Origin of the sequence: Sphingomonas sp. ERG5 (assembly GCF_000803065.1) — a bacterium.
In the GTDB taxonomy this organism is placed as follows: domain Bacteria; phylum Pseudomonadota; class Alphaproteobacteria; order Sphingomonadales; family Sphingomonadaceae; genus Sphingomonas.
In genome coordinates this window covers 251474-269679 of sequence record NZ_JSXI01000001.1, presented here as the reverse complement: position 1 = coordinate 269679, position 18206 = coordinate 251474, and the positions used below count along the sequence as shown (strand labels likewise).

19 protein-coding genes and 1 riboswitch are annotated in these 18206 nt (G+C 63.4%); of the genes, 7 read left to right on the top strand and 12 right to left on the bottom strand.

Annotation, left to right across the window (positions count from 1 at the left end):
* Positions 1–30: 30 nt before the first annotated feature.
* Positions 31–107: riboswitch (ZMP/ZTP riboswitch) on the bottom strand.
* Positions 108–236: 129 nt separating this feature from the next.
* A complete protein-coding gene (locus OO12_RS01240) occupies positions 237–671 on the top strand; it encodes a YciI family protein (RefSeq protein WP_034156775.1) in 435 nt (144 codons plus the stop codon).
* A 137-nt stretch (positions 672–808) separates the two neighbouring features.
* Positions 809–994, top strand: coding sequence for a hypothetical protein (locus OO12_RS01235; protein ID WP_034156774.1), 186 nt, complete (start codon positions 809–811; stop codon positions 992–994).
* A gap of 78 nt (positions 995–1072) precedes the next feature.
* On the opposite strand, the gene OO12_RS01230 is transcribed toward OO12_RS01235, so the two are convergent.
* Positions 1073–1495 (bottom strand): hypothetical protein, encoded by a 423-nt coding sequence (locus OO12_RS01230; protein WP_034156773.1) that lies wholly within the window; start codon positions 1493–1495, stop codon positions 1073–1075.
* Between the two features lie 364 nt (positions 1496–1859).
* Between OO12_RS01230 and OO12_RS01220 the strand changes: the two genes are divergently transcribed.
* Positions 1860–2333, top strand: a complete 474-nt coding sequence (locus OO12_RS01220; protein ID WP_082006261.1) for a VOC family protein — start codon at positions 1860–1862, stop codon at positions 2331–2333.
* Positions 2334–2428: 95 nt separating this feature from the next.
* Positions 2429–2779: a hypothetical protein gene (locus tag OO12_RS01215; RefSeq protein ID WP_034156771.1), complete on the top strand. Its 351-nt coding sequence runs from the start codon at positions 2429–2431 to the stop codon at positions 2777–2779.
* A gap of 87 nt (positions 2780–2866) precedes the next feature.
* Here OO12_RS01215 and OO12_RS01210 read toward each other — a convergent pair whose 3' ends face one another.
* Positions 2867–4423, bottom strand: a complete 1557-nt coding sequence (locus OO12_RS01210) for a carboxylesterase/lipase family protein (RefSeq protein WP_052215386.1) — start codon at positions 4421–4423, stop codon at positions 2867–2869.
* 131 nt (positions 4424–4554) lie between these two features.
* On the opposite strand from OO12_RS01210, the gene OO12_RS01205 reads away from it, so the two are divergent.
* Positions 4555–5877, top strand: coding sequence for a glycoside hydrolase family 1 protein (locus OO12_RS01205; protein WP_034156770.1), 1323 nt, complete (start codon positions 4555–4557; stop codon positions 5875–5877).
* A 184-nt stretch (positions 5878–6061) separates the two neighbouring features.
* On the opposite strand, the gene OO12_RS01200 is transcribed toward OO12_RS01205, so the two are convergent.
* The 3 genes from OO12_RS01200 to OO12_RS01190 form a co-directional block, all read right to left on the bottom strand.
* Positions 6062–6535: a hypothetical protein gene (locus tag OO12_RS01200; protein WP_152616196.1), complete on the bottom strand. Its 474-nt coding sequence runs from the start codon at positions 6533–6535 to the stop codon at positions 6062–6064.
* 336 nt (positions 6536–6871) lie between these two features.
* Positions 6872–8083 (bottom strand): MFS transporter, encoded by a 1212-nt coding sequence (locus OO12_RS01195; protein WP_034156768.1) that lies wholly within the window; start codon positions 8081–8083, stop codon positions 6872–6874.
* A 57-nt stretch (positions 8084–8140) separates the two neighbouring features.
* A complete protein-coding gene (locus OO12_RS01190) occupies positions 8141–9136 on the bottom strand; it encodes an AraC family transcriptional regulator (RefSeq protein ID WP_200887357.1) in 996 nt (331 codons plus the stop codon).
* A 174-nt stretch (positions 9137–9310) separates the two neighbouring features.
* Between OO12_RS01190 and OO12_RS01185 the strand changes: the two genes are divergently transcribed.
* A complete protein-coding gene (locus OO12_RS01185) occupies positions 9311–9736 on the top strand; it encodes a hypothetical protein (RefSeq protein WP_034156767.1) in 426 nt (141 codons plus the stop codon).
* A 106-nt stretch (positions 9737–9842) separates the two neighbouring features.
* Here the strand turns inward: OO12_RS01185 and OO12_RS01180 are convergent, their stop codons facing one another.
* Together OO12_RS01180 and OO12_RS01175 are read right to left on the bottom strand one after the other, a co-directional pair.
* Entirely contained in the window at positions 9843–10469 is a 627-nt protein-coding gene (locus OO12_RS01180) for a YdeI/OmpD-associated family protein (RefSeq protein WP_034156766.1), read from the bottom strand.
* A 253-nt stretch (positions 10470–10722) separates the two neighbouring features.
* Entirely contained in the window at positions 10723–11151 is a 429-nt protein-coding gene (locus OO12_RS01175; protein ID WP_152616195.1) for a hypothetical protein, read from the bottom strand.
* 198 nt (positions 11152–11349) lie between these two features.
* Here OO12_RS01175 and OO12_RS01170 point away from each other — a divergent pair, with 198 nt between their 5' ends.
* Entirely contained in the window at positions 11350–11811 is a 462-nt protein-coding gene (locus OO12_RS01170; protein ID WP_034156764.1) for a glycine zipper 2TM domain-containing protein, read from the top strand.
* Between the two features lie 31 nt (positions 11812–11842).
* Here OO12_RS01170 and OO12_RS01165 read toward each other — a convergent pair whose 3' ends face one another.
* From OO12_RS01165 to OO12_RS01145, 5 genes are all read right to left on the bottom strand, one after another.
* Positions 11843–12229: a VOC family protein gene (locus OO12_RS01165; protein ID WP_034156763.1), complete on the bottom strand. Its 387-nt coding sequence runs from the start codon at positions 12227–12229 to the stop codon at positions 11843–11845.
* Positions 12230–12506: 277 nt separating this feature from the next.
* Complete coding sequence (locus OO12_RS01160) at positions 12507–13484, bottom strand: hypothetical protein (RefSeq protein ID WP_235364635.1); 978 nt, start codon at positions 13482–13484, stop codon at positions 12507–12509.
* Positions 13485–13618: 134 nt separating this feature from the next.
* Positions 13619–14833, bottom strand: coding sequence for a DUF1501 domain-containing protein (locus OO12_RS01155; RefSeq protein ID WP_034156762.1), 1215 nt, complete (start codon positions 14831–14833; stop codon positions 13619–13621).
* A gap of 49 nt (positions 14834–14882) precedes the next feature.
* Positions 14883–16499 carry a DUF1800 domain-containing protein gene (locus tag OO12_RS01150; protein ID WP_034156761.1) on the bottom strand — a complete coding sequence of 539 codons (1617 nt, stop codon included), beginning with the start codon at positions 16497–16499 and terminating at the stop codon, positions 14883–14885.
* A gap of 104 nt (positions 16500–16603) precedes the next feature.
* The gene (locus OO12_RS01145; protein ID WP_034156760.1) at positions 16604–18079 is read right to left on the bottom strand and encodes an MAC/perforin domain-containing protein; all 1476 of its coding nucleotides are present in this window, start codon (positions 18077–18079) and stop codon (positions 16604–16606) included.
* Positions 18080–18206: the final 127 nt, after the last annotated feature.

Here is an 18206-nt window from a genome sequence, read left to right as displayed (position 1 = left end):
CCCCCTCAATTTGGAGGTTGATCGGATTTTTCCGATTGCCCAGGCGAGCGGCATTTCCGCACGCTCCCCGATGGTAGCCATCTTGATCGCCAGTCGCGTGCCAAGGGCTTCTATGATTTTCGTCGCGGCTCGTCAAAGACCGGAAAAGAATTTGCGGAACCATGTCGATTCCCCGCACGCTGGTTCGTCGTTCCGGTGAGGCGCCAAAGGGGCGGGCTCGAACAAGGAGACAGACGATGCGTGTGATGGTGTTCGTGAAAACCACCGAGGACAGCGAAAACGGCATCGCGCCGACGCCCGAGGCGCTCGAAGCGTTCGCGGCGATGGACGACTTCACCGAGGAGCTGGTCAAGGCCGGCGTCTTCGTCGCCGGCGCGGGCCTCAAGCCCAGCGCGCAGGGCAAGCGCATCGTCTATAATGGTCCCAGCCGCACGGTCATCGACGGGCCGTTCGCCGAAGTCCGCGAACTGGTCGCCGGCTTCTCGATCTGGGAGGTCAAGGACATGGATGAGGCGGTGGCCTGGGCGAAGCGCTGCCCCAATCCAATGTCGGGCGAGAGCGAAGTCGAGATCCGCCCATTCTTCGAGGCCGCAGACCTGGCCGGGTTCGTGACGCCCGAGGAACTCGCGGCGCCCCGGGACGGGGAGCGGGGGAAGCTCGGCGTCGCCTGACGGTAATGGCTGGCTCAGGGGGGCGGATTACGGGGACGCGGGATTGCGGGGACACAATGGTAATTTATTCTCATTGTGCCTCCGCAATCCCCGGGGTGTTTTCGAGCCTGGCTTGGCCGCGGGGTGAGATAAGTATTGTGTCCCCAAAATTCTCGCCGAAGGGCTCGATCGTGCAAGTCAGCGTCTGGGACACCGACGAGCATGCGGCGCAGTTGGACCGGCTGAAGGAGATGGTGATCGACGGCCGTCGGGATATGGAGGCGGTCGGCGTGACGTTCACCCCGATTTTCAACTACCCGATCGACTGGACCTGGACCGTCTGAGCGGGGTCGAGGGGCGCCGCCAGAGGGCTGGGGCCGCGATGCAGGCCGCGTCACCAATCCCCCGGGCGCTTGCCCCGATCAGCTGACGTCGGTCCAGGACGGAATATATTGCAGCGCCAGGACGGGCAGTTTTACGGGCGAATGAAAGTTGAACTTGTCCGCGACGGCCGGGGTCGGGATCAGGTGCTTCGCGTTCATCGTGATCAGATATTGCGCCGGCGACGCCGGGCTGATCGCGATGAACGACAAATCCGACAAGGGCGTGCCCATTGGAATTGAATTGGTGAGATAGTCGCTGGTTACGATACCGTTCCAGTCCCGAAAAACGCTGTTGAACGTCCCGGGATCAGGAATCCAGTGCAATTGACCCCACATCACCAGGTAAATGGATGAGGCGGTACTCTTCACTATTCGCATGCCGTCATATTGCCGCCAGTCCACCGCGTCCGTCAGCGCGGCCTGCGCCGCCTTTGCACTGATTTTCTTGATGTCATCAGCCATAACCAAAATCCACGATGCGTTTTCAGGTCAAGTCAACTCATGAACATTCACGCGACGACGCACGACAACTTTGACGACGCGGTACCGATCATCGATTGATAGGCCTGTTCCTTGCGGAGAGTGACAAGTTTTTGAGCCATTCTGAACATTGTTGCGGAAATCGAGTTGGGATTGTTCAAAATGGCCGCCGAATGATTGCGCCAGACGTTATTCGTCGCATCTTGCTGTCGCGACATACTGGATGCGTGGAGCGCGCACTGTCCCGTCACGGTTGGCCGACAGGGCGCGGCCCGCGCCGTGACGCGTGCAATTGGCACAGGGTCGGATATGGTGAGCGGTGCGCATCCCCGGGAACTGGACTCACATGTCGAAGAACACTGAGCCAAAGATCACTGAGCCAAAGATCACTGAGCCAAAGATCACTGGGCCAAAGATCACCGGCGTGCTGGAAACAGCCTTATATGTGGAAGACCTGGACCGGTCGGTCCGTTTCTTCCGTGAAGTGATCGGTCTCTCCACCATGCTGGAGACCGAGACGCTGGCGGCGTTCGATGCCGGCGGCCAGACCGTGCTGCTGCTGTTCCGGCGCGGCGGCTCGACCGAGGACAGCCATAGCGACATGGGCGTCATTCCGGGCCATGACGGGTCGGGGCCGCTGCACATGGCGTTCGCGATTTCGGCGGACAGCTATGACGCGTGGTGCGCGCATCTTCGTGCCGCCGGCGTGGTCGAGCGCGGCGAGATGCGCTGGCGGGCCGGTGGCCGAAGCTTCTATTTCGAGGATCCCGATGGCCATGTGCTCGAAGTGGCGACGCCAAGGCTCTGGCCGAATTATTGAGGCGGATCGGGTCGGTTCGCACGGCGTTCGATGGCGTTTCGATCGCTCTGCGCGGATGGTAGATCATCCTGTGATTGCCAGGAGATCAGATCGCCATGACGGACAGAATCACCCAAGCCGAGTCATTGCCGGCCACCGCCGTTGTCCGCGTCTCGCGCGCCAGTTTCGACCCGGACCGGTTCGCCGAGGTCGACGCCGCGAGCAAGAAGAGTTCGGCGTACATCATTCCGGCGCTGAGGCGGCTACCGGGGTTGCTGCACTTTTATGCCGGCGTCTCGCCAAAGGGCTCGATCGTGCAGGTCAGTGTGTGGGACAGCGATGAGCATGCGGCGCAGCTCGACCAGTTGCAGGAAATGGTCGTCGACGGCCGCCGCGATATGGAGGCGGTCGGCGTGACCTTCACCGCGATTTTCAACTATCCGATCGACTGGACCTGGACCGTCTGACCGGGGCGGCCTTCGGGCGGGCGCGCGCCAATCGGGGTCCCTGTCGGAGGCGTAATGTGCGCGCCGTCACCGAAATTCGGAACGTCCCTATTTCCCGGGATCGAGCAGCCCTGGATCAAGCGTCGGCAAGGGATGGGCTTCCTGAGCGTCATATTGCGCTTTGCGGAACTGCCGCGCGACGCGCGTCTTGTCGGCGAATTCCATCAGGGAATCATCGCTACCGACATAGGCCGGCCATGCCGGGCCGCCAGTACAGACCGGCGCGCCGGTCCTGGCGAACCCAACCCAGCAGGAGTGAATCACCTTGCTGACGGCGCGGTCCCGGTCGCTGACCGGCAGGCCCTGACCAAGCACGCCGAGATGCTCCCAGCTATCGAACACGAACGGGATTTCCGCGGCATGATCCGCGCCTTTGGCTGTCGCCCGCTTGGCGTCGATGACATAGGAGAAATGATAGAGCCACGCCGGATGGCCCGACGCCTTGGACGCGACCCAGCGTGCCGGCGCACCCATGACAGCGTCGCCGAACACGGATTCACCCAGATCGTCAGCCGTTTTGGTATCGGTATAGGCCGCCTTTAGCGGCGCTGGTGCGATCGCGGCCAGCACCGCAGCCGGCAGCTTGAATTCGGCCAGCAACGAGGCTTCGTAACTGTTGGAGCCAATGATCAGCGGCACTTTGGCGACCTGGCCGGTGGCAAAGGCTTCACGCGGCGACAGGGTCAGCAATCGGCCATCGGTCGCCGGGAGATAGCCTTCGCCGCTTGCCGCGAGCAGGGCGGCGGCGGGCAGGGCGCGCAGTTGGGCGAGACTGGCCCCGGCGGGCGCACCGGCGCGCGTGACGGTTTTCACGCCTTCGGCCTCGCGCGTCGCCAGGCTCACCGCTGGCCACCAGCCGCCACCCGATTCAACGATCGCCTTGGCGAACAGGCCCTTGGCCGAGGGCATGGTCATCAAGGCGAGGATGTCCATGCCGCCGGCGGATTCACCGAACACCGTCACATTGGCCGGATCGCCACCGAACGCGGCAATGTTGCGCTGAACCCATTGCAAGGCTGCGCGCTGATCGAGCAGCGCATCATTTGCCAGCGGTGCGCCGTCCCCAGCCGCTTTGGTCACTTCAGGGTGCGCGAAAAAGCCGAATGTGCCGAGCCGGTAATTGAAGGTGACCAGGACCACGCCGTCACGGGCGAACGCCGATCCGTCATAGGCCCCGACCGAACCGGCCCCATAGGCATTGCCGCCGCCATAGATCCACACCATCACTGGCGCCTTCTTCGCTCCCTTGGGCGTCCAGACATTCAGCGACAGGCAGTCCTCGCTGGTCGGGCCGGTCACGCCGCCGGCATTTGGCTTGCCATCGGCGTTCATCTTCTGGAGGCAGGCGGGTCCGTAATTGCTGGCCGCGCGTATGCCGGTCCATGATGCTGCCTTCTCCGGCGGCGCCCAGCGCAACGGACCGATCGGCGGCGCGGCATAGGGCAGACCCTTGAAGGACAAGAGATCGCCATCGGCCGTGCCGCGCACGGTGCCGGTATCGACGACCACCACAGGCCCGCCCGGCGACACGGTTTTCGCCGCGGACCCGGTTGCGACACTGGCGGCCAATCCGGCCAAAACCACCTGCGCCAAGACCTTCATCATGCTCTCCCCTTTTTAGTCCGCCACACTAACGGTAGTTATGACTATACAGTAATTATAAGTATCATATCGTACGATTCCTCGCTACGAAAAACCGCAATGCCGCGGGCGACGTGGCGCGACAGGAGAGGGTTATGGGCGAGGCTGCCAATCTATCCCGCCGGGCCGTGATGGCCGGCGTTGCCGGTACGGCCGCGGCCGCCTTGGCCCCTGTAGCGCAGGCCGCGGGGAAAGCGCCGAAGCCGCTTCCCACGGGCTTTCTCTGGGGCACGGCGACCGCCGCGCATCAGATCGAGGGCAATAATATCAATGCCGATCTGTGGCTGGCGGAGAATATCAAGCCGACCCTGTTCGCGGAGCCGTCGCTTGACGCGTGCGACGCCTATCATCGTTATGAGGAGGATATCGCACTCGCCGCGAAACTGGGCTTCAACGCGCATCGTTTCGGGATCGAATGGGCGCGGATCGAGCCCGAGCCGGGCAAGTTCAGCGAAGCCGAGCTCGACCATTATCTGCGCGTGCTCGAAGCGTGCCACGCGCATGGCCTCGCCCCGATCGTCACCTATAGTCATTGGACCGTCCCGCGCTGGTTCGCGATGCGTGGCGGGTTCGAACACGCCGACAGTTCCGACCTGTTCGCGCGTTTTGCCGAGAAAGCGACCGCGAAGCTTGGCCCGCTGATCCATGCCGCCGCCACCTTCAACGAGGCCAATACAGCGCGCGCGCTGCAGGCCAATCCCATGTTCAAGACGATCGCGCCATTCGCGCGGGCGATGTTCGCCGCCTGCGCCAAGGCGAGCGGATCGGACCGTTTTGCCTCAGTGGTGTTCGCCGACCTCGACAAGAGCGAGGCCAATCAGGTCCTGGCGCACGAGAAAGCGTTTCAGGCGATCAAGGCCGGGCCGGGCGATTTTCCGGTCGGCATCACCATCGCGCTGCAGGCCGTGCAGGGCGTCGGTGAGGGCAACAAGGCCGAGGCGGTTGCCGCGCAGCTGGTCGGGCCGTGGATGGGCGCGGCGGCAAAGGGCGATTTCGTCGGGATGCAGACCTATACCCGCATCCTGATCGACAAGGCCGGCCTGGTTGCCGCGCCCAAGGGCGCGGAGATGACCGCGGCGGGTTATGAGTTCTACCCCGAGGCGCTGGGCGAGACGATCCGCTACGCCGCCAAGGCGACCGGCAAGCCGATCTATGTCACCGAAAACGGCATTGCGACCGAGGACGACACGCGCCGCGTTGCCTATATCGACCGCGCGCTGGCGGAGGTGCGTGCGTGCATCAATGACGGGATCGACGTGCGCGGCTATCTTCACTGGTCGCTGCTCGACAATTTCGAATGGGTGTTCGGCTATAAGCAGCGCTTCGGGCTGGTCGCGGTCGACCGCCAGACCTTCAGGCGCACGCCCAAGCCCAGCGCGACCTATCTCGGCAAGCGGGCGCGGGCGAACCGGCTATAGCCATGGGGTGACGGTGCGGCTTGTTGCATATCTCTGTCGCCATCGCCGATCCGGGCCGATGGGCTGATCGCTCATACCGTCTTTGCGCAGGCGCTGCCGCGCATCGACCATGAGATGATGTCTAACGCACATGGACCAAGCGCAATTCTGGAAGCGCGCGCGGCTTCACCCTCGACCCTGCGCATCATAATAGCGTCTGCAGCATCACCATCCAGATGACGAGCAGTATCACGGGCAGAGCCAGAACGATCGCAACGCCGGCTCCGACCGGGGTGAGCGGCGCTGTGTATGCCCGGCGTTTCCATGCCCAGACCAGCAGCCCGGCCGCGACGAGGAACGCCAAAGGGGGCGCGAGGAATGGCAGGCCATCGGCAAGGCGAAGGAAGAGTTTCCAGAGGATCAGGACGCCGGCAAGTACCGCCGTGACCGCGAGAAGGCCGTGAAAGCCAAGCTGCGGGCTCCGCGTGAAGATGAGCATCTGAATGCCCGTCGCAATCAGGGCGTAGCTTCCAAGCTTGAGCGCTCCGGCAGTCCAATCGCCCCTGTTCAGCAAGGCAAGCGGTGCGTCGGGACCGGTTTCCCGGAGGATGTGGTAGAAGATCAATGCCGCGGCACAGGCGAAAAAAGCCATGATGATGCGGGTTGTCCGCGTTGCCACGGCCCGCTTCGGCGAAGCGCCATCCTGTGGATTGGCATCAACCATCCATGTCCATCCTCAATCAGGAGTTGCTTGCGGCACCTTCATAAGGTTGCTCGCGAGGGAAGGGCCATCGGTCTAAACTCATTCCGGCGATGCTGGCAACCGCGATGCCAGGCGCCGATGTCAGGATGTTCGATACCGATGCGATAGCGGCGACACGTCTCCCGGAATTGCTTGAGGTCGCCGTCGCGATGATGGAGTGGCGTTGCAGCTGGCCTGGTGGACCAGCGTCATCAAACAGGCGCTGGGACTAAGCCGGCAGGAATGGCGCTGCGGCGTTGCAACGCCGGAAGTTCACGTTCGGCGCTGGAGCAGCGCCAGAACGACCGTGGCCGCGGCAAGGAGGGCGGTGAGGGTCAAGGGTGCGATGGCGCCATAAGTGTCCACGACATAGCCGCCGACCACCGCGCCGATCGTGATGGCGACCTGGAAGGAGGTGACCATCAGGCTGCCCGCCGCTTCCAGCGCGTCAGGCGCGGCGCGGGACAGATTGGTCGGCAGCACCACCGGCGCCATGCCGAACGCGAAGCCCCATAAAGTCACGAAGACGAAGGCGACCGCGACATGCGCGCCCGCGAGCACCAGGGCGAAAGCCGCCAACCCCATCAGCGCGCTGGTGGCCAGCAACGCCATGCGGATGTTCGCATCGGCCAGACGGCCACCCGCGACATTACCCGCCACGGCGGCGATGCCGAATCCGAGCAGCGCCAGGGCAATCGGCACCGTCGACAGCAGCGTCACCTGTTCGAGGAAGGGGCGAACATAGACCGAGCCCGCGAAATGTCCCGTCATCAGCAGGAGAATGGCGAGCATGCCGAGCTGAATGCCGCGCCGCCGCGTCAGCCGGAGGACATCGGCGAGACTGTTGCTGGTGGTCGCGGGCAAGGTCGGGAGGCTCAGCGCCTGAAGCAGCATGGCCAGCGCGGCCAGCCCCGCGGTCATCGCCATCGCGCTGCGCCAGCCCAGCCAGTCGCTGATCAACGCGCCCATCGCCGGCGCGGCGATGGTGGCAAGCGAGACGCCGAGGGTGACGATCGCCATGCCCCGGCCGATCGAGTTGACGCCGGCCACCCGCGCCACGACCGCGACCGACAGCGCCCAGAAGCCGCTCAGGGCAATGCCCAGTCCGGCCCGGCCCAGCAGCAACCACCAGAAATCGGTCGCCAGCGCGGCAAGGATGTTGGAGCCGATCGCGAGCGCGCTGAGCCCGACCAGCACCGTCTTGCGGTTCAACCGGCCGATCAGCACATTGCTGAGCAAGGCAGTCACGGCGCCGACCGACGCCGTGGCGGTGACGACCTGTCCGGCCACGCCCTGGCTGACGCCGAGGTCGTGCGCCATCGGCGTCAACAGGCCGGCGGGCAGGAATTCGGCCGACACCAGCGCAAAGCTGGCCGCCGCCATCGACAGGACCGCAAACCAGGTCTTTGCGTCCCACGCGTCCGCCGCGGGGCCGTCACCCTCTATCGCCGCGCCGTCGAGTTGCAGGGCCATTGTGTCCGACATGAAGAATCTCCTGGATTGGAGCTCTCCATAGTCGCGTCTTTCAGGATGATCTGTATCCTATGATCCGAATTCCATGCCTATTCGTCCGGAATTTGTGCGCCGCACAACGCCCGGCGAGACGCGGGTGATGCGCTTGAACGCGCGCGCGAACGACGCCTCGGACTGATACCCCAGCCGGCCGGCGACCTCGGCAACCGACATGCTGCCCTGGCCGAGCCATTCCCGCGCAAGCTGCATGCGCAGGCCCGCAAGGTAGCGCGCCGCGCCTTCGCCGAGGACTGTGCTGAAACGCTCGGCGAACACCGAGCGCGACTGGCCGGCGAGCGCGGCCAGGCTTTCGAGCGTCCAGCCATTGCCGGGGTCGCGGTGCATCGCCGCCAGGACGCGACCGAGATGGGGGTCGCGGATCGCGGCGAGCCAGCCGCTGGTCGAACTGCCGGTACCATCGACCCAGCAACGGATGAGTCGCGCGGTCAGCAAATCGGCCATGCGCGACAGGATCGTGGCGCTGCCCATGCGGGGTTGCGACGCCTCCGCCGTCATGGCTTCCAGCAAGGGGCCGACAATCGGATCATTGGCGGCCACGTCACAGCCCTTGATGAGTGGCGGCATGAGGTTGATCAGCGGGTGAAGCGCATAAGCGTCCAGGACCATCGAGCCGCAGAAAAGGGTGCTGGTCGCGCCGGTGCCTTCGCGCACGACCTCGCAGACATTGCCGCCCAACCCGACCACCTGGCAATCCTTGAGGCAGTCGTTCACGACATCGGGCGAACTGGCCAGACGGTGTGCGGCGCCTTGCGGCAACAGCACCAGATCCCCGTCATGCAATTGCTGCCAGCCCTGCGCTTCGGTGTGGATGAAGCACGGCCCCTTGCTGACGAAGTGAAAGCGCAGCAATCCCTGCTGTGGGAAGCCGATGCTCCAGGGGTGCTTGAGTTCGCAGCGGCCATAGTTGACGCCACTCAGGCGAAAGTCCTGCAGGACCTGGCTCAGCGCATCCATCACGACGGGCGGCGGGGAGGGGCTGGACGAAAGGTCGAGCATAATGCTCATCTATGTGTCGAACGTCCGGATGACAACCGTGATGCAAGCGTGTCTCATGCAGGAACTGGCGATCCGTTCCGCATCCGCCGGTTGCAGGTGGGGCCGGGAGTTAAGTAAGGTGTCCCCGAAATACCCCGAAATACCCAAGCGGCCGCTTTCGGCCGAAGCGCGAGTGGACAGGCCATGATATTGCTCGGTCTCATTGCACTGCTTGTGCCGGTGCAAGGCTCCATGGGCCTTTCGGCGCGCGAGCGCGTCCGTCTTATGGATGCAATCGATACGACAGTCAGGCTGCCGATTGGCGCACGGCCCTTGCAGCAATACGCACGGTTCTACTCAGTCCGGCCTGACGGCAAGATTGCGGTCCTGTTCGACGCCGATACGAAAACCAAGCGCCCCAAGGGCTATAGATGTTCTCTGCTCATGCCTGACGGCAGCTTTAAAAAGGTTCAGTGCCCGCCCGATACTCGACCCGAGGCGAATGAGCGGCATTGGGTGAAGCCCTCCGAAATGCCGCTTATTTTCGACGGGGGATGTGGCGTGATCGATATGCTTTACGATCCGCGCACGGCGAAGGTCGAGCAGATCGCTTGCCACGGAGAGGCTTAGCGGAGGCCGCAGCGTATTGCGGTGAGGGGTACAAATAACCCCTTTGGTCGCGCCACCCGGGCATTGGCTGAAACCGCCTTAAAGGGTGCCGTACCCGCCGCCGCCTTCAGCCGGCCTTGGCATATTTCCAGAAACGACCCTTGCCGTCGGCGATCCAGGTCAGGGCTTCGTCGATGCGTTTATCGCGGGTTGCGTCGGTCTTCGCCTCGCCGATCCAGACATTATACTCCTTCTGGAACGACGAAGACTTGCCCTCGAAAATGGCCTTGATCGCCGGCTGCGCCGCCAGCCGTTCGGCAAAGGCGTCGGGTATCCCGACTTCTCTTTTGGGGCCGTCGGACTGGCGCGGCGGAAGCTTCACGCCGCGCTCGTTCAGCGACATGGCTTCCCTGATCCAGGAGACTAGGTCGCTGTCCGCGGGCAGGTCGGTGACGGTCATCAGCTTGCCCATGAATCGTTTGATGGCCGGCAGGTCCGCATTCGCCTTGAGCCGCGCATCGGCCATCAGGCCGTCCTTCCAGAAGCTGAAGGAACAATGATTTTTGTAGGCGGCGAAAATGCACATCATCTCGCCCTTATAGTCGAAATGCGGGTTCCCCCATTTGATCTCCTCGGTCACCTCGGGGCAATTCGCGTGGAGCAGACCGCGGACATGAACGAGAATTGGCTTCGCAAAATCCTCCGCGGCGTCGAGATAGGCGTCGACCTTGGGATTGTGGTTCGGAACAGGCATTCGAACTCCCTTCATTCTTGCGCATAGGCCGCGAAATCCGTGTGGGTCCGTACCTAGGAGATCGGTCGCCCCGTCAGCAATGGCCTGGCAGCGGGTGTCCGTTCCGCGCAACGCCGATGCGGCGAACGTCGCGTATGCGCTGTCCAGTGTCGTCGTCCCGAACCGCGGCATTACGATGACCGTGCAGCCAGCATATTCCTCGACAATTTTAGCACGTCACGACGTTTTACACGGCCGCCATGTCAACCGGGTGTCAGTTTTCGAGCGACGATGTGACATGGCGAACGTCCCCGCCGGAGCGCTTGCCGGCGACCCGACCGGTCAACCCTGCGACAGGCACGAGGTAGGACAGATAGAGGAGGTGATACCAGACGGGATAGTCCGCCCAAACACGGCAGAGATGGATCGGGAGAGAAACCGCGAGGAACACCCCGCCGAGCCAAGATGTCGCTTTTCCATTGTCTCCGGCGATGATCGTTGTGACACAAGCCGCGCCGGCGGTGCAGAATGCTCCGGCGGCGAGCCGTGAGAGGAGCATGGCAACGCTATAAGCCTTTTCCGGTTCGGCGGCCGCATAGTCGGGCCACAGCGTTCGCGCCACGAAGGTCGCTGCGAGAGCAAGAGCGACGGCGGTTATACACCCGGCAACCAACCCGACGCAGAGACGTAGCGTGATCTTCATCGCTTGCTCCATTTTCGAACCAACCCTCAAGCCAGGCATTGAAGGACGGTTTTCAGGAAGACGGGGAATTACAGGATCAGTTCACTGAATACACCAAATTGGCCGTATCTTCGCGGCAGGGTGACTGGTCTTCATCGACGTATTGGGTAAACCGGCACCTGATCTGCCGTTGTGCCCCTGTGCCAGGAGGAGGAATTCATGCGCGTCCGCTCGTTGTCCACCGCGCTGTTCGCGGCCTGCTTCTTTATCGTTCCCGCCAAGGCCCAGCAAAATTCGCGTGACGCGCTGCGCGTCTATAATCAACAGGCCGGCCCGAATGGCCGCGAAGGGCGCGATTGGCGACAATATCGCAATTACGATCATGATCGTTACGAGCCGGGCCAGCGGACCTATTATGCCAACCGCTATTATCGCGACGGGCGCTATTATCAGCCGCGTTCCCTGGGGCGGGACGACCGGCTCTATCGCGGCAGCGACAATCGATATTATTGCCGCCGCTCGGATGGCACGACCGGGCTGATCTTCGGTGGTCTCGCGGGCGGCGCACTCGGCCACATGCTGCCACGGGGCGGATCGCGCCTGCTCGGCACGCTGATCGGCGCGGGCGGTGGTGCGCTGCTCGGTCAGTCGATCGATCGCGGCAAGGTCATCTGCCGCTAGGACAGCTTAACCGCGGGCGTCCGACCAGTGGTCATTCCGGGGCGTGGCAGACCGCCTCGACATTGATGCCGTCGGGATCGAGGACAAAGGCGCCATAATAGGTCGGATGATAATGCGCGCGGATCCCGGGCGGACCATTGTCCCGTCCGCCCGCCGCCAATGCCGCCTGATGGAAGGCGTCGACTTCGGCGCGGGAGACGGCGGAGAGGGCGACATGGATGCCGTCTCCAACGGGGCCGTTATTGCCCAGCCAGAAGGTCGGCTTGCCATTCCTGCCATAGCCGATGCCATGATACCCTCCCGATTGTTCGGGCGTGACTTCCATCACTGGGACGATGCCCATCGCCGCCAGTGCGGCATCGTAGAAGCGTCGGGATGCCTCAAAATCGGTTGCTCTGATACCCAGATGGTCGATCACGGCGCATGCTCCCCAACAAGTGATTCTCTCCGAAATCGACCATATGACATCGCGGACTCTTCTGTCATCCTTGTCCCGCTCAACGGCGAAACCGCCGACGGTCAGAGCGCGTCAAGGCGCGGACGGGGAGGGTGGTGAAGCGCACGCCAATGGAGCAGCCGGAGTGCCCTGGGGATCGCACTGCTTCAGGTCGTCGGCATGTTGATAGCGCCGCCGGTATTCGCCGTCGGGTGTCTGATTTATTGGGCGGTGCGGCGGCGCGACTGGCCGTAAGTCCTCATTCGAAATAACCCGAACGATCGACAAGCGCGCGGACAGCCGCTGCGTTGTCATAGGGCAGTTCGATCAGCGTCTTTACGGCGGCGCGTTTGTCCCGCGCCTTGTCATAATAGCTTCGGGCAATGCGGTAGCCGGCGTAATAACCGACATCGCTCACCCCGAAGCTGTTTTTCGCACTGTTCCACAGCCAATTGTCATAATTGCCGCCGTCCCTCTCGCTCCTGAAGCGCGCCTTGATCGCGGCATCATGCGCCGGACCATAAGTATATACAGGCAGTGCGGGTTTGCGGTTGGTGATCAATTCGGCGACCAATTCCGCCACGCCCTCGCGCAACGCCTGTTGCTGCAAACTGCCCTGCGTCTCCTGCTGCTGGGTGTGCACATATTCGTGGATGTTGTTCTGGGCATTGTTCGCGAACGGCCCGGACTTGAAGAAGACGGTCAGGCGCGAGCGGAGCGGTTCGGGCAATTCCGATACATCGACGCTGTCGTCCCCGAGCGCCAGTTCCGCGCCGATCAGCACCTTGTCGCCAACCGTCGTGCCGCCGGTGCGCAGGACGCCGATGGCATAAGTGATCGTTGCCGGGCGGAGGTCCGGATACAGGCGGCGGAATTTGGCGACATCGCCGGTCAATGTCCCGACGGCCTGACGCGAACGGGCCGTAAGCGGCCTGACCGATGTCCAGAATTTGGGCCATCCGACGATTGCCTCGACATATTGCTGTGCCGTGTAACGGCGCGCCGCCATGAGCGCGTGCAAACCGGGCGTGCCGGGGTCGATATACATCGTCTGGATCAGGCGCAGGCGCTCGGCCGGATCGGATGTGGCGTTTATTGCATCGAACGCCCGCCAGAACCGCGCGATGTCCTGGTCGACCACCGCTTCATGGCGCACGAGGACCGTGGCCGGCTTCTTTTGCGAGGTCATCGCGGCTGCCGGCATCAGCAGAGCGGGCGCCATCACAATGCCGACCATCGCCCGCCCTATATCGAATCGCATATATCCCCGCCCGTCGACGCAGTTTTCGGTTCAGCCGCTTCCTGAACGAGCCGCGTTCGATGGTAAAGAACTCGACCGCCCGGCACGTCCGATCATGAGTCTGGCGCGAGTCAGGCGAGTGACAAGTCGACTGGCTTGACTGCTGGAAACACCGTGGCAAGCCGGTCGCCACCCAGACCAAATTGTCGCGCCGCGAGCCCGCCGATCATGGAGCGGTAATCGGTCAATACGGGGAGGTCGCGGCCCTGGTTGAGCGTCGCTTGCGATAGCGCAACCTGCGGCCCGGCCATGCGCCCGCCATGCACGCCGCCGCCCATCACCCAATAAATGCTGCCATGACCATGGTCGGTGCCCTTGTCCCCGTTTTCGTGGAAGGTACGGCCGAACTCGGAGACGACGACGACCGTCGTGTTTCGCCAGGCATCAGCGCCGATCTCGTTGGCGAACCCGGCAAGTCCACGTCCCAACTCGCCGATATGCGTCGCCAGATACCCCTGCGCCCCGCCCTGGTTGACATGGGTATCCCATCCGCCGACATCGACAAAGGCGAGGTTGAACTGGTCGCGCATCAGCCGCCCGATGTGCCGGGCCGACGCTTCGAAGCCCTTGGGACTCACCGCGCCGCGGCTCGCCTGTTTCATTTCTTCGTCGACGGTCTTGAACACGGCATCACGCACCTGGAACCCTTTGGCGACTGAACCGCCAAGGTCGTTCGCGCCGTTATGCTGGCCCTGGTACATGGCGGCGATCAGTGCGGCATCCTTTGAGGGGACGGCCGGTTTCGATCCGACGGCGGCCAGTGCGACGTTCGGGATCACCGGCCCGCCGCGAAAGCAAAGCGGCAGCTGATCGGTGAACGAGATCGGCTTGTCCCGCCCGAGCGCCGAGGCGAGCCGCGCCATGAACCCGGAATTATAGTTACGATGGCCGCCGATCGGCTGGCCGAGTTCGATCGTGTCCTGAGTTTCGAAATGGCTGCGGCTCATGTCGTCGGTGCCGACAAAGGGTATGAAGGCGATCTGTTTCTTCTGCCACAGCGGATAGATCGACTCCCGGAGCGCCGGGTGCAGGCTCCAGTCGGCGTCGAGCGCAATCGGAGCGTTGGGGTCAGTCGGATTGGGCTTGCCCAGCGCGATGGTCGGGCGCGAGATGTGATAGAAATCGCTCCCCGTCGGCGCGATGATGTTCACGGCGTCATAGGCGCCGCGCAGGAACACGACGAGCATCCGGCTCCCGGCCTGCGGCGCGGCGAAAGCGCGTCCGGCGATAACCAGCGGCGCCACGATAGCGGCGGCAGCGATGAGTTCACGACGATCGAGCAGCATTAGCCTTCTCCATTCGCGTAGCCCCCAAGTCGTTTTAGTCCCATCCCTGTCAGCGGTGCATGAACTCGGGCGATGACAGGAACAATTCATTCCATTCCTGCGGCGTGGTTGCCTGAGTCAGTGCCGACCGGGTCTGTCCGCCCAGCACGGGGGCGATGTCGTTATAGTAAGCGGCGTTCCGCAGCCTGGGGAGGGGCGGCGTCGAAGCCGTGGGCGGTGCCAGTGCCGGAGGACGAGCGGCGATCGGTTCAGCGCCGGACGCCATCATCGTCGATGTCATCGGGCCGATCGCCGCCGGCGCGTCCGTCATCCCCATGCCGGCAGCAACAGGGGGTGCGGGAGGTTTGAACAACCCGGCCGGGCCGGCGCCGATCTGCCGGGCGATCTCGAACCGCACCGACATCTGGCCCGGCCCGGTCCAGGCCGCCGAGGCCATCGGAAAACCGTCGGGCGTCTCGCGCGTGTAAAGACCTTCACCCATGCGGTTGAGCCAGCCAATGATCGGTTGAGTGTTCACGACCATCGTGTTGCCGTACATCAGGCGGACGGCGGAAATCGCATAGTGCATGGGGTCCTTGAACGCCGTGCCGAACGACTGGCTGAAGTCGGGCGCGTGGATCATGGTGCGCAGAACGGCCGCGATGTCGCCATCGCTCCGCCGCCATGTCGCGGTCATGCGATCGACAACGGCAGCCGGCGGCGTGTCGCCGATGAAATAGGTCGCGAGCTGTTCGGAGATATGATGCGCGGTTGCCGGTGATCTGGCGATCAGGTCGAGCGCCTCTTCGACCTCGGCGAAACCACTGCCCTTGATCGTGTGACCGAGGAACAGCTTGTCACCGAAATCATGGCGATTGGGATTGAACTCGAACAGCCCGGCGCGGCGGTAGAGCGCCTGACGTTGCGGGCTGAGCCTGGGATCCGTGGCGTTGAGATCCACGCCCACGCCCGTCAGGATGCGGGCCAGTTCCTGTACGTCCTTTTGGGTATAGCCCGACCCGACGCCCATCGAGTGAAGCTCCATGATCTCACGCGCGTAATTCTCGTTGATATGGTTTGCCGCGTTCTGATCATTGTCGAGGTATCGCAACATGGCAGGGTGCTTGAGCGTCGCCTCCAGCAAATCGCGGAACTTGCCCAGCGAATGGTCCCGTATCCTGTCCTCATAATCGCCGATCATCGCGCGGATGTCGCGTTTCTGCGCCTGGACGTTGAAATGGTTGAACCAGAACCAGGTCAGCTGCTCGCGCAGCTGGTCGGGCGCATAAAGGTCGCGCAGCAGTGATCGCGTCGCCGCCTCAGTGGCGAGATTGTTCATGTCATGCTGATATGCCTTGCGCGCGGCGTCTCTCTGAGCCGGGTCAGCGAGCTTGTTGGCGTAGCGGAGCGCCGCATCCTCATCGACGACCAGCGCCGCCAAGGGCTTGCGGCTGATCTGCATTGCGGCGATCTGGGCGCTGACCTCGGAGGGGAGCGTGTCGTCCGGGCGCTTGAGCTGCGCATCGAGCCAATGGCCGCTGCCGGGCTGCGCGCCGTTGATGGTCGCCGCCGACACGCCCCAGGTCAGTCGGTTTGCCCATGCGGCAGTGGTCTGCGCTCCAGGCGCGGCGACCGCGGGCGTGGCGATGATCGTGAGCAGCAGGGCGGATAAGGAGCTTGCGCGCATATCGGTCTTCCTTCGCCTGCCCCTAATACGCTTCAGATCCTGAACCGCTCCTGTCGTAGACCAATGACAATGATTAAATCGACTTGCCCGGTGACCCTCCCGGATCAGCCCGTCGGCGGGACCAGGGTGATGGTGATCTGGTTCCACGGATAATCGGGCCAGGCGGCGGTGTAGGAGAGGATCGCCGTCTGGTTGAGCAATTGCCGCCCATTGCCGAAATCCTGCTGCTGAGTCGCTTCAGGGGCATAAGGATCCTGAAAGTGCAGCCGCGCCCCGATAAAGGGGACGCCATTGGCGTCGCGGTCGAAGGTATAGAGCAGGCTCAGGACCTGATCGCCATCGTCATTGCCCTCGGCGCGATAGTGATTGAACCCGCCCAGATTCTGTTCGCCGCCGCCGGGCTGGAGCAGCCGGGTAAAGGTGCTGCTTGCGTTGTTGAACGCCCAGTCGAGCGAATAGCTGACCTGGATCTCGCCATAGCCGTTGCCGATCCGGTCGGTTTGCGGCTTGAGCGTCGCGGCGAGGACATAGCTTCCGGTGCCGCTGCTGGCGAAGTCGCGGACATTCTGCAGCGTCAGCTGGGCGATGGTGGTGCGTGCGCGATCGGCCGTGTCGCCGAGCCGGGCCAGCAGCGGTCCATAGGCCGGGATGACCGCGGGAGAATTCTGCAAGCTGGCGGCGGTGCCGGCGACATAGGTCAGCGCGGAATATTCAGAGGAGAGTGCGAGCAGCGCATGCTCCTCGGTGGTGAGGCCGATCGCGCCGACATTGCTGCCCAGCGCAGTGGCGATGTCGGCGAATTCGTTCCAGCTCACACAGACCAAGGCGACCGGCGCGCCGCTGACGCCGGGCAGGGGGCCGTTGGCGCTTGGCGCGAAAGCCCTGACCGCGTTCTGCATCCCCGCAATGTCGAGGCCGGTGAACGAGATCGGCGCGGCGCCGACCACGTTGCTGTCCTGCGAGGAGGTGAAGTGGATGTTGCTGCTCTGCAAATCCTGCTCGAAGCTGGCGGAGACCGACCCGTTCACCCCAAAGCCGGAGACCGATCCGCTGATCGACGCCTTGAGCTGTTCCTTGTCGCTGACCGATTGCGTCTCGATCCGCGAATAGCCCGAGAAGGAACCGCCATAGGCGATGCCGATGATGCAGTGCGTGCCATATTTGGCCAGGAAGGCGTCGACGCCCTGGTTCCTGAGCAGGGCGAGCGCATCGGGCGCGATCGTCGCGCTGGTCCAGTCGACCATGCGGTCCTGAGTGCGCGCGATCCGGGTCCAGGTGAGCGTGACCGTCGTGTCGCTGTTCGCCTGTTCGCGCAGATAGGACACCGATGCCGATGCCGACCAGCTGACGCCCGACGCGCTCAGATTGGCGACCGTGCTCATCAACTGCGAATAGCTCGCGCTGTCCTGCACGATCAGCGTGGTGGTGTGATCGCCGCTGTCGGATGGCACCGAGATCACCGGGGCGGGGAGATTCTGCACGCAGCTGACGGCGATGCGCTCGCCGGTCAGCTGATTGACGCCGTGGCCGAACAGCGCGCCGTCCGGCGCATCGATCGGTGCAACCATAATCATCGTCATGACGCGGCCTTCCTGAGGGATATCGGGATGTTGAACCCGTATCGTACCGGAGGTGGTGCGGAGCGTCTGTCGCTAGTAATAGTGACGGGAGCGAAATGACGTCACGGAAATCGTGTGAATTGCGGTG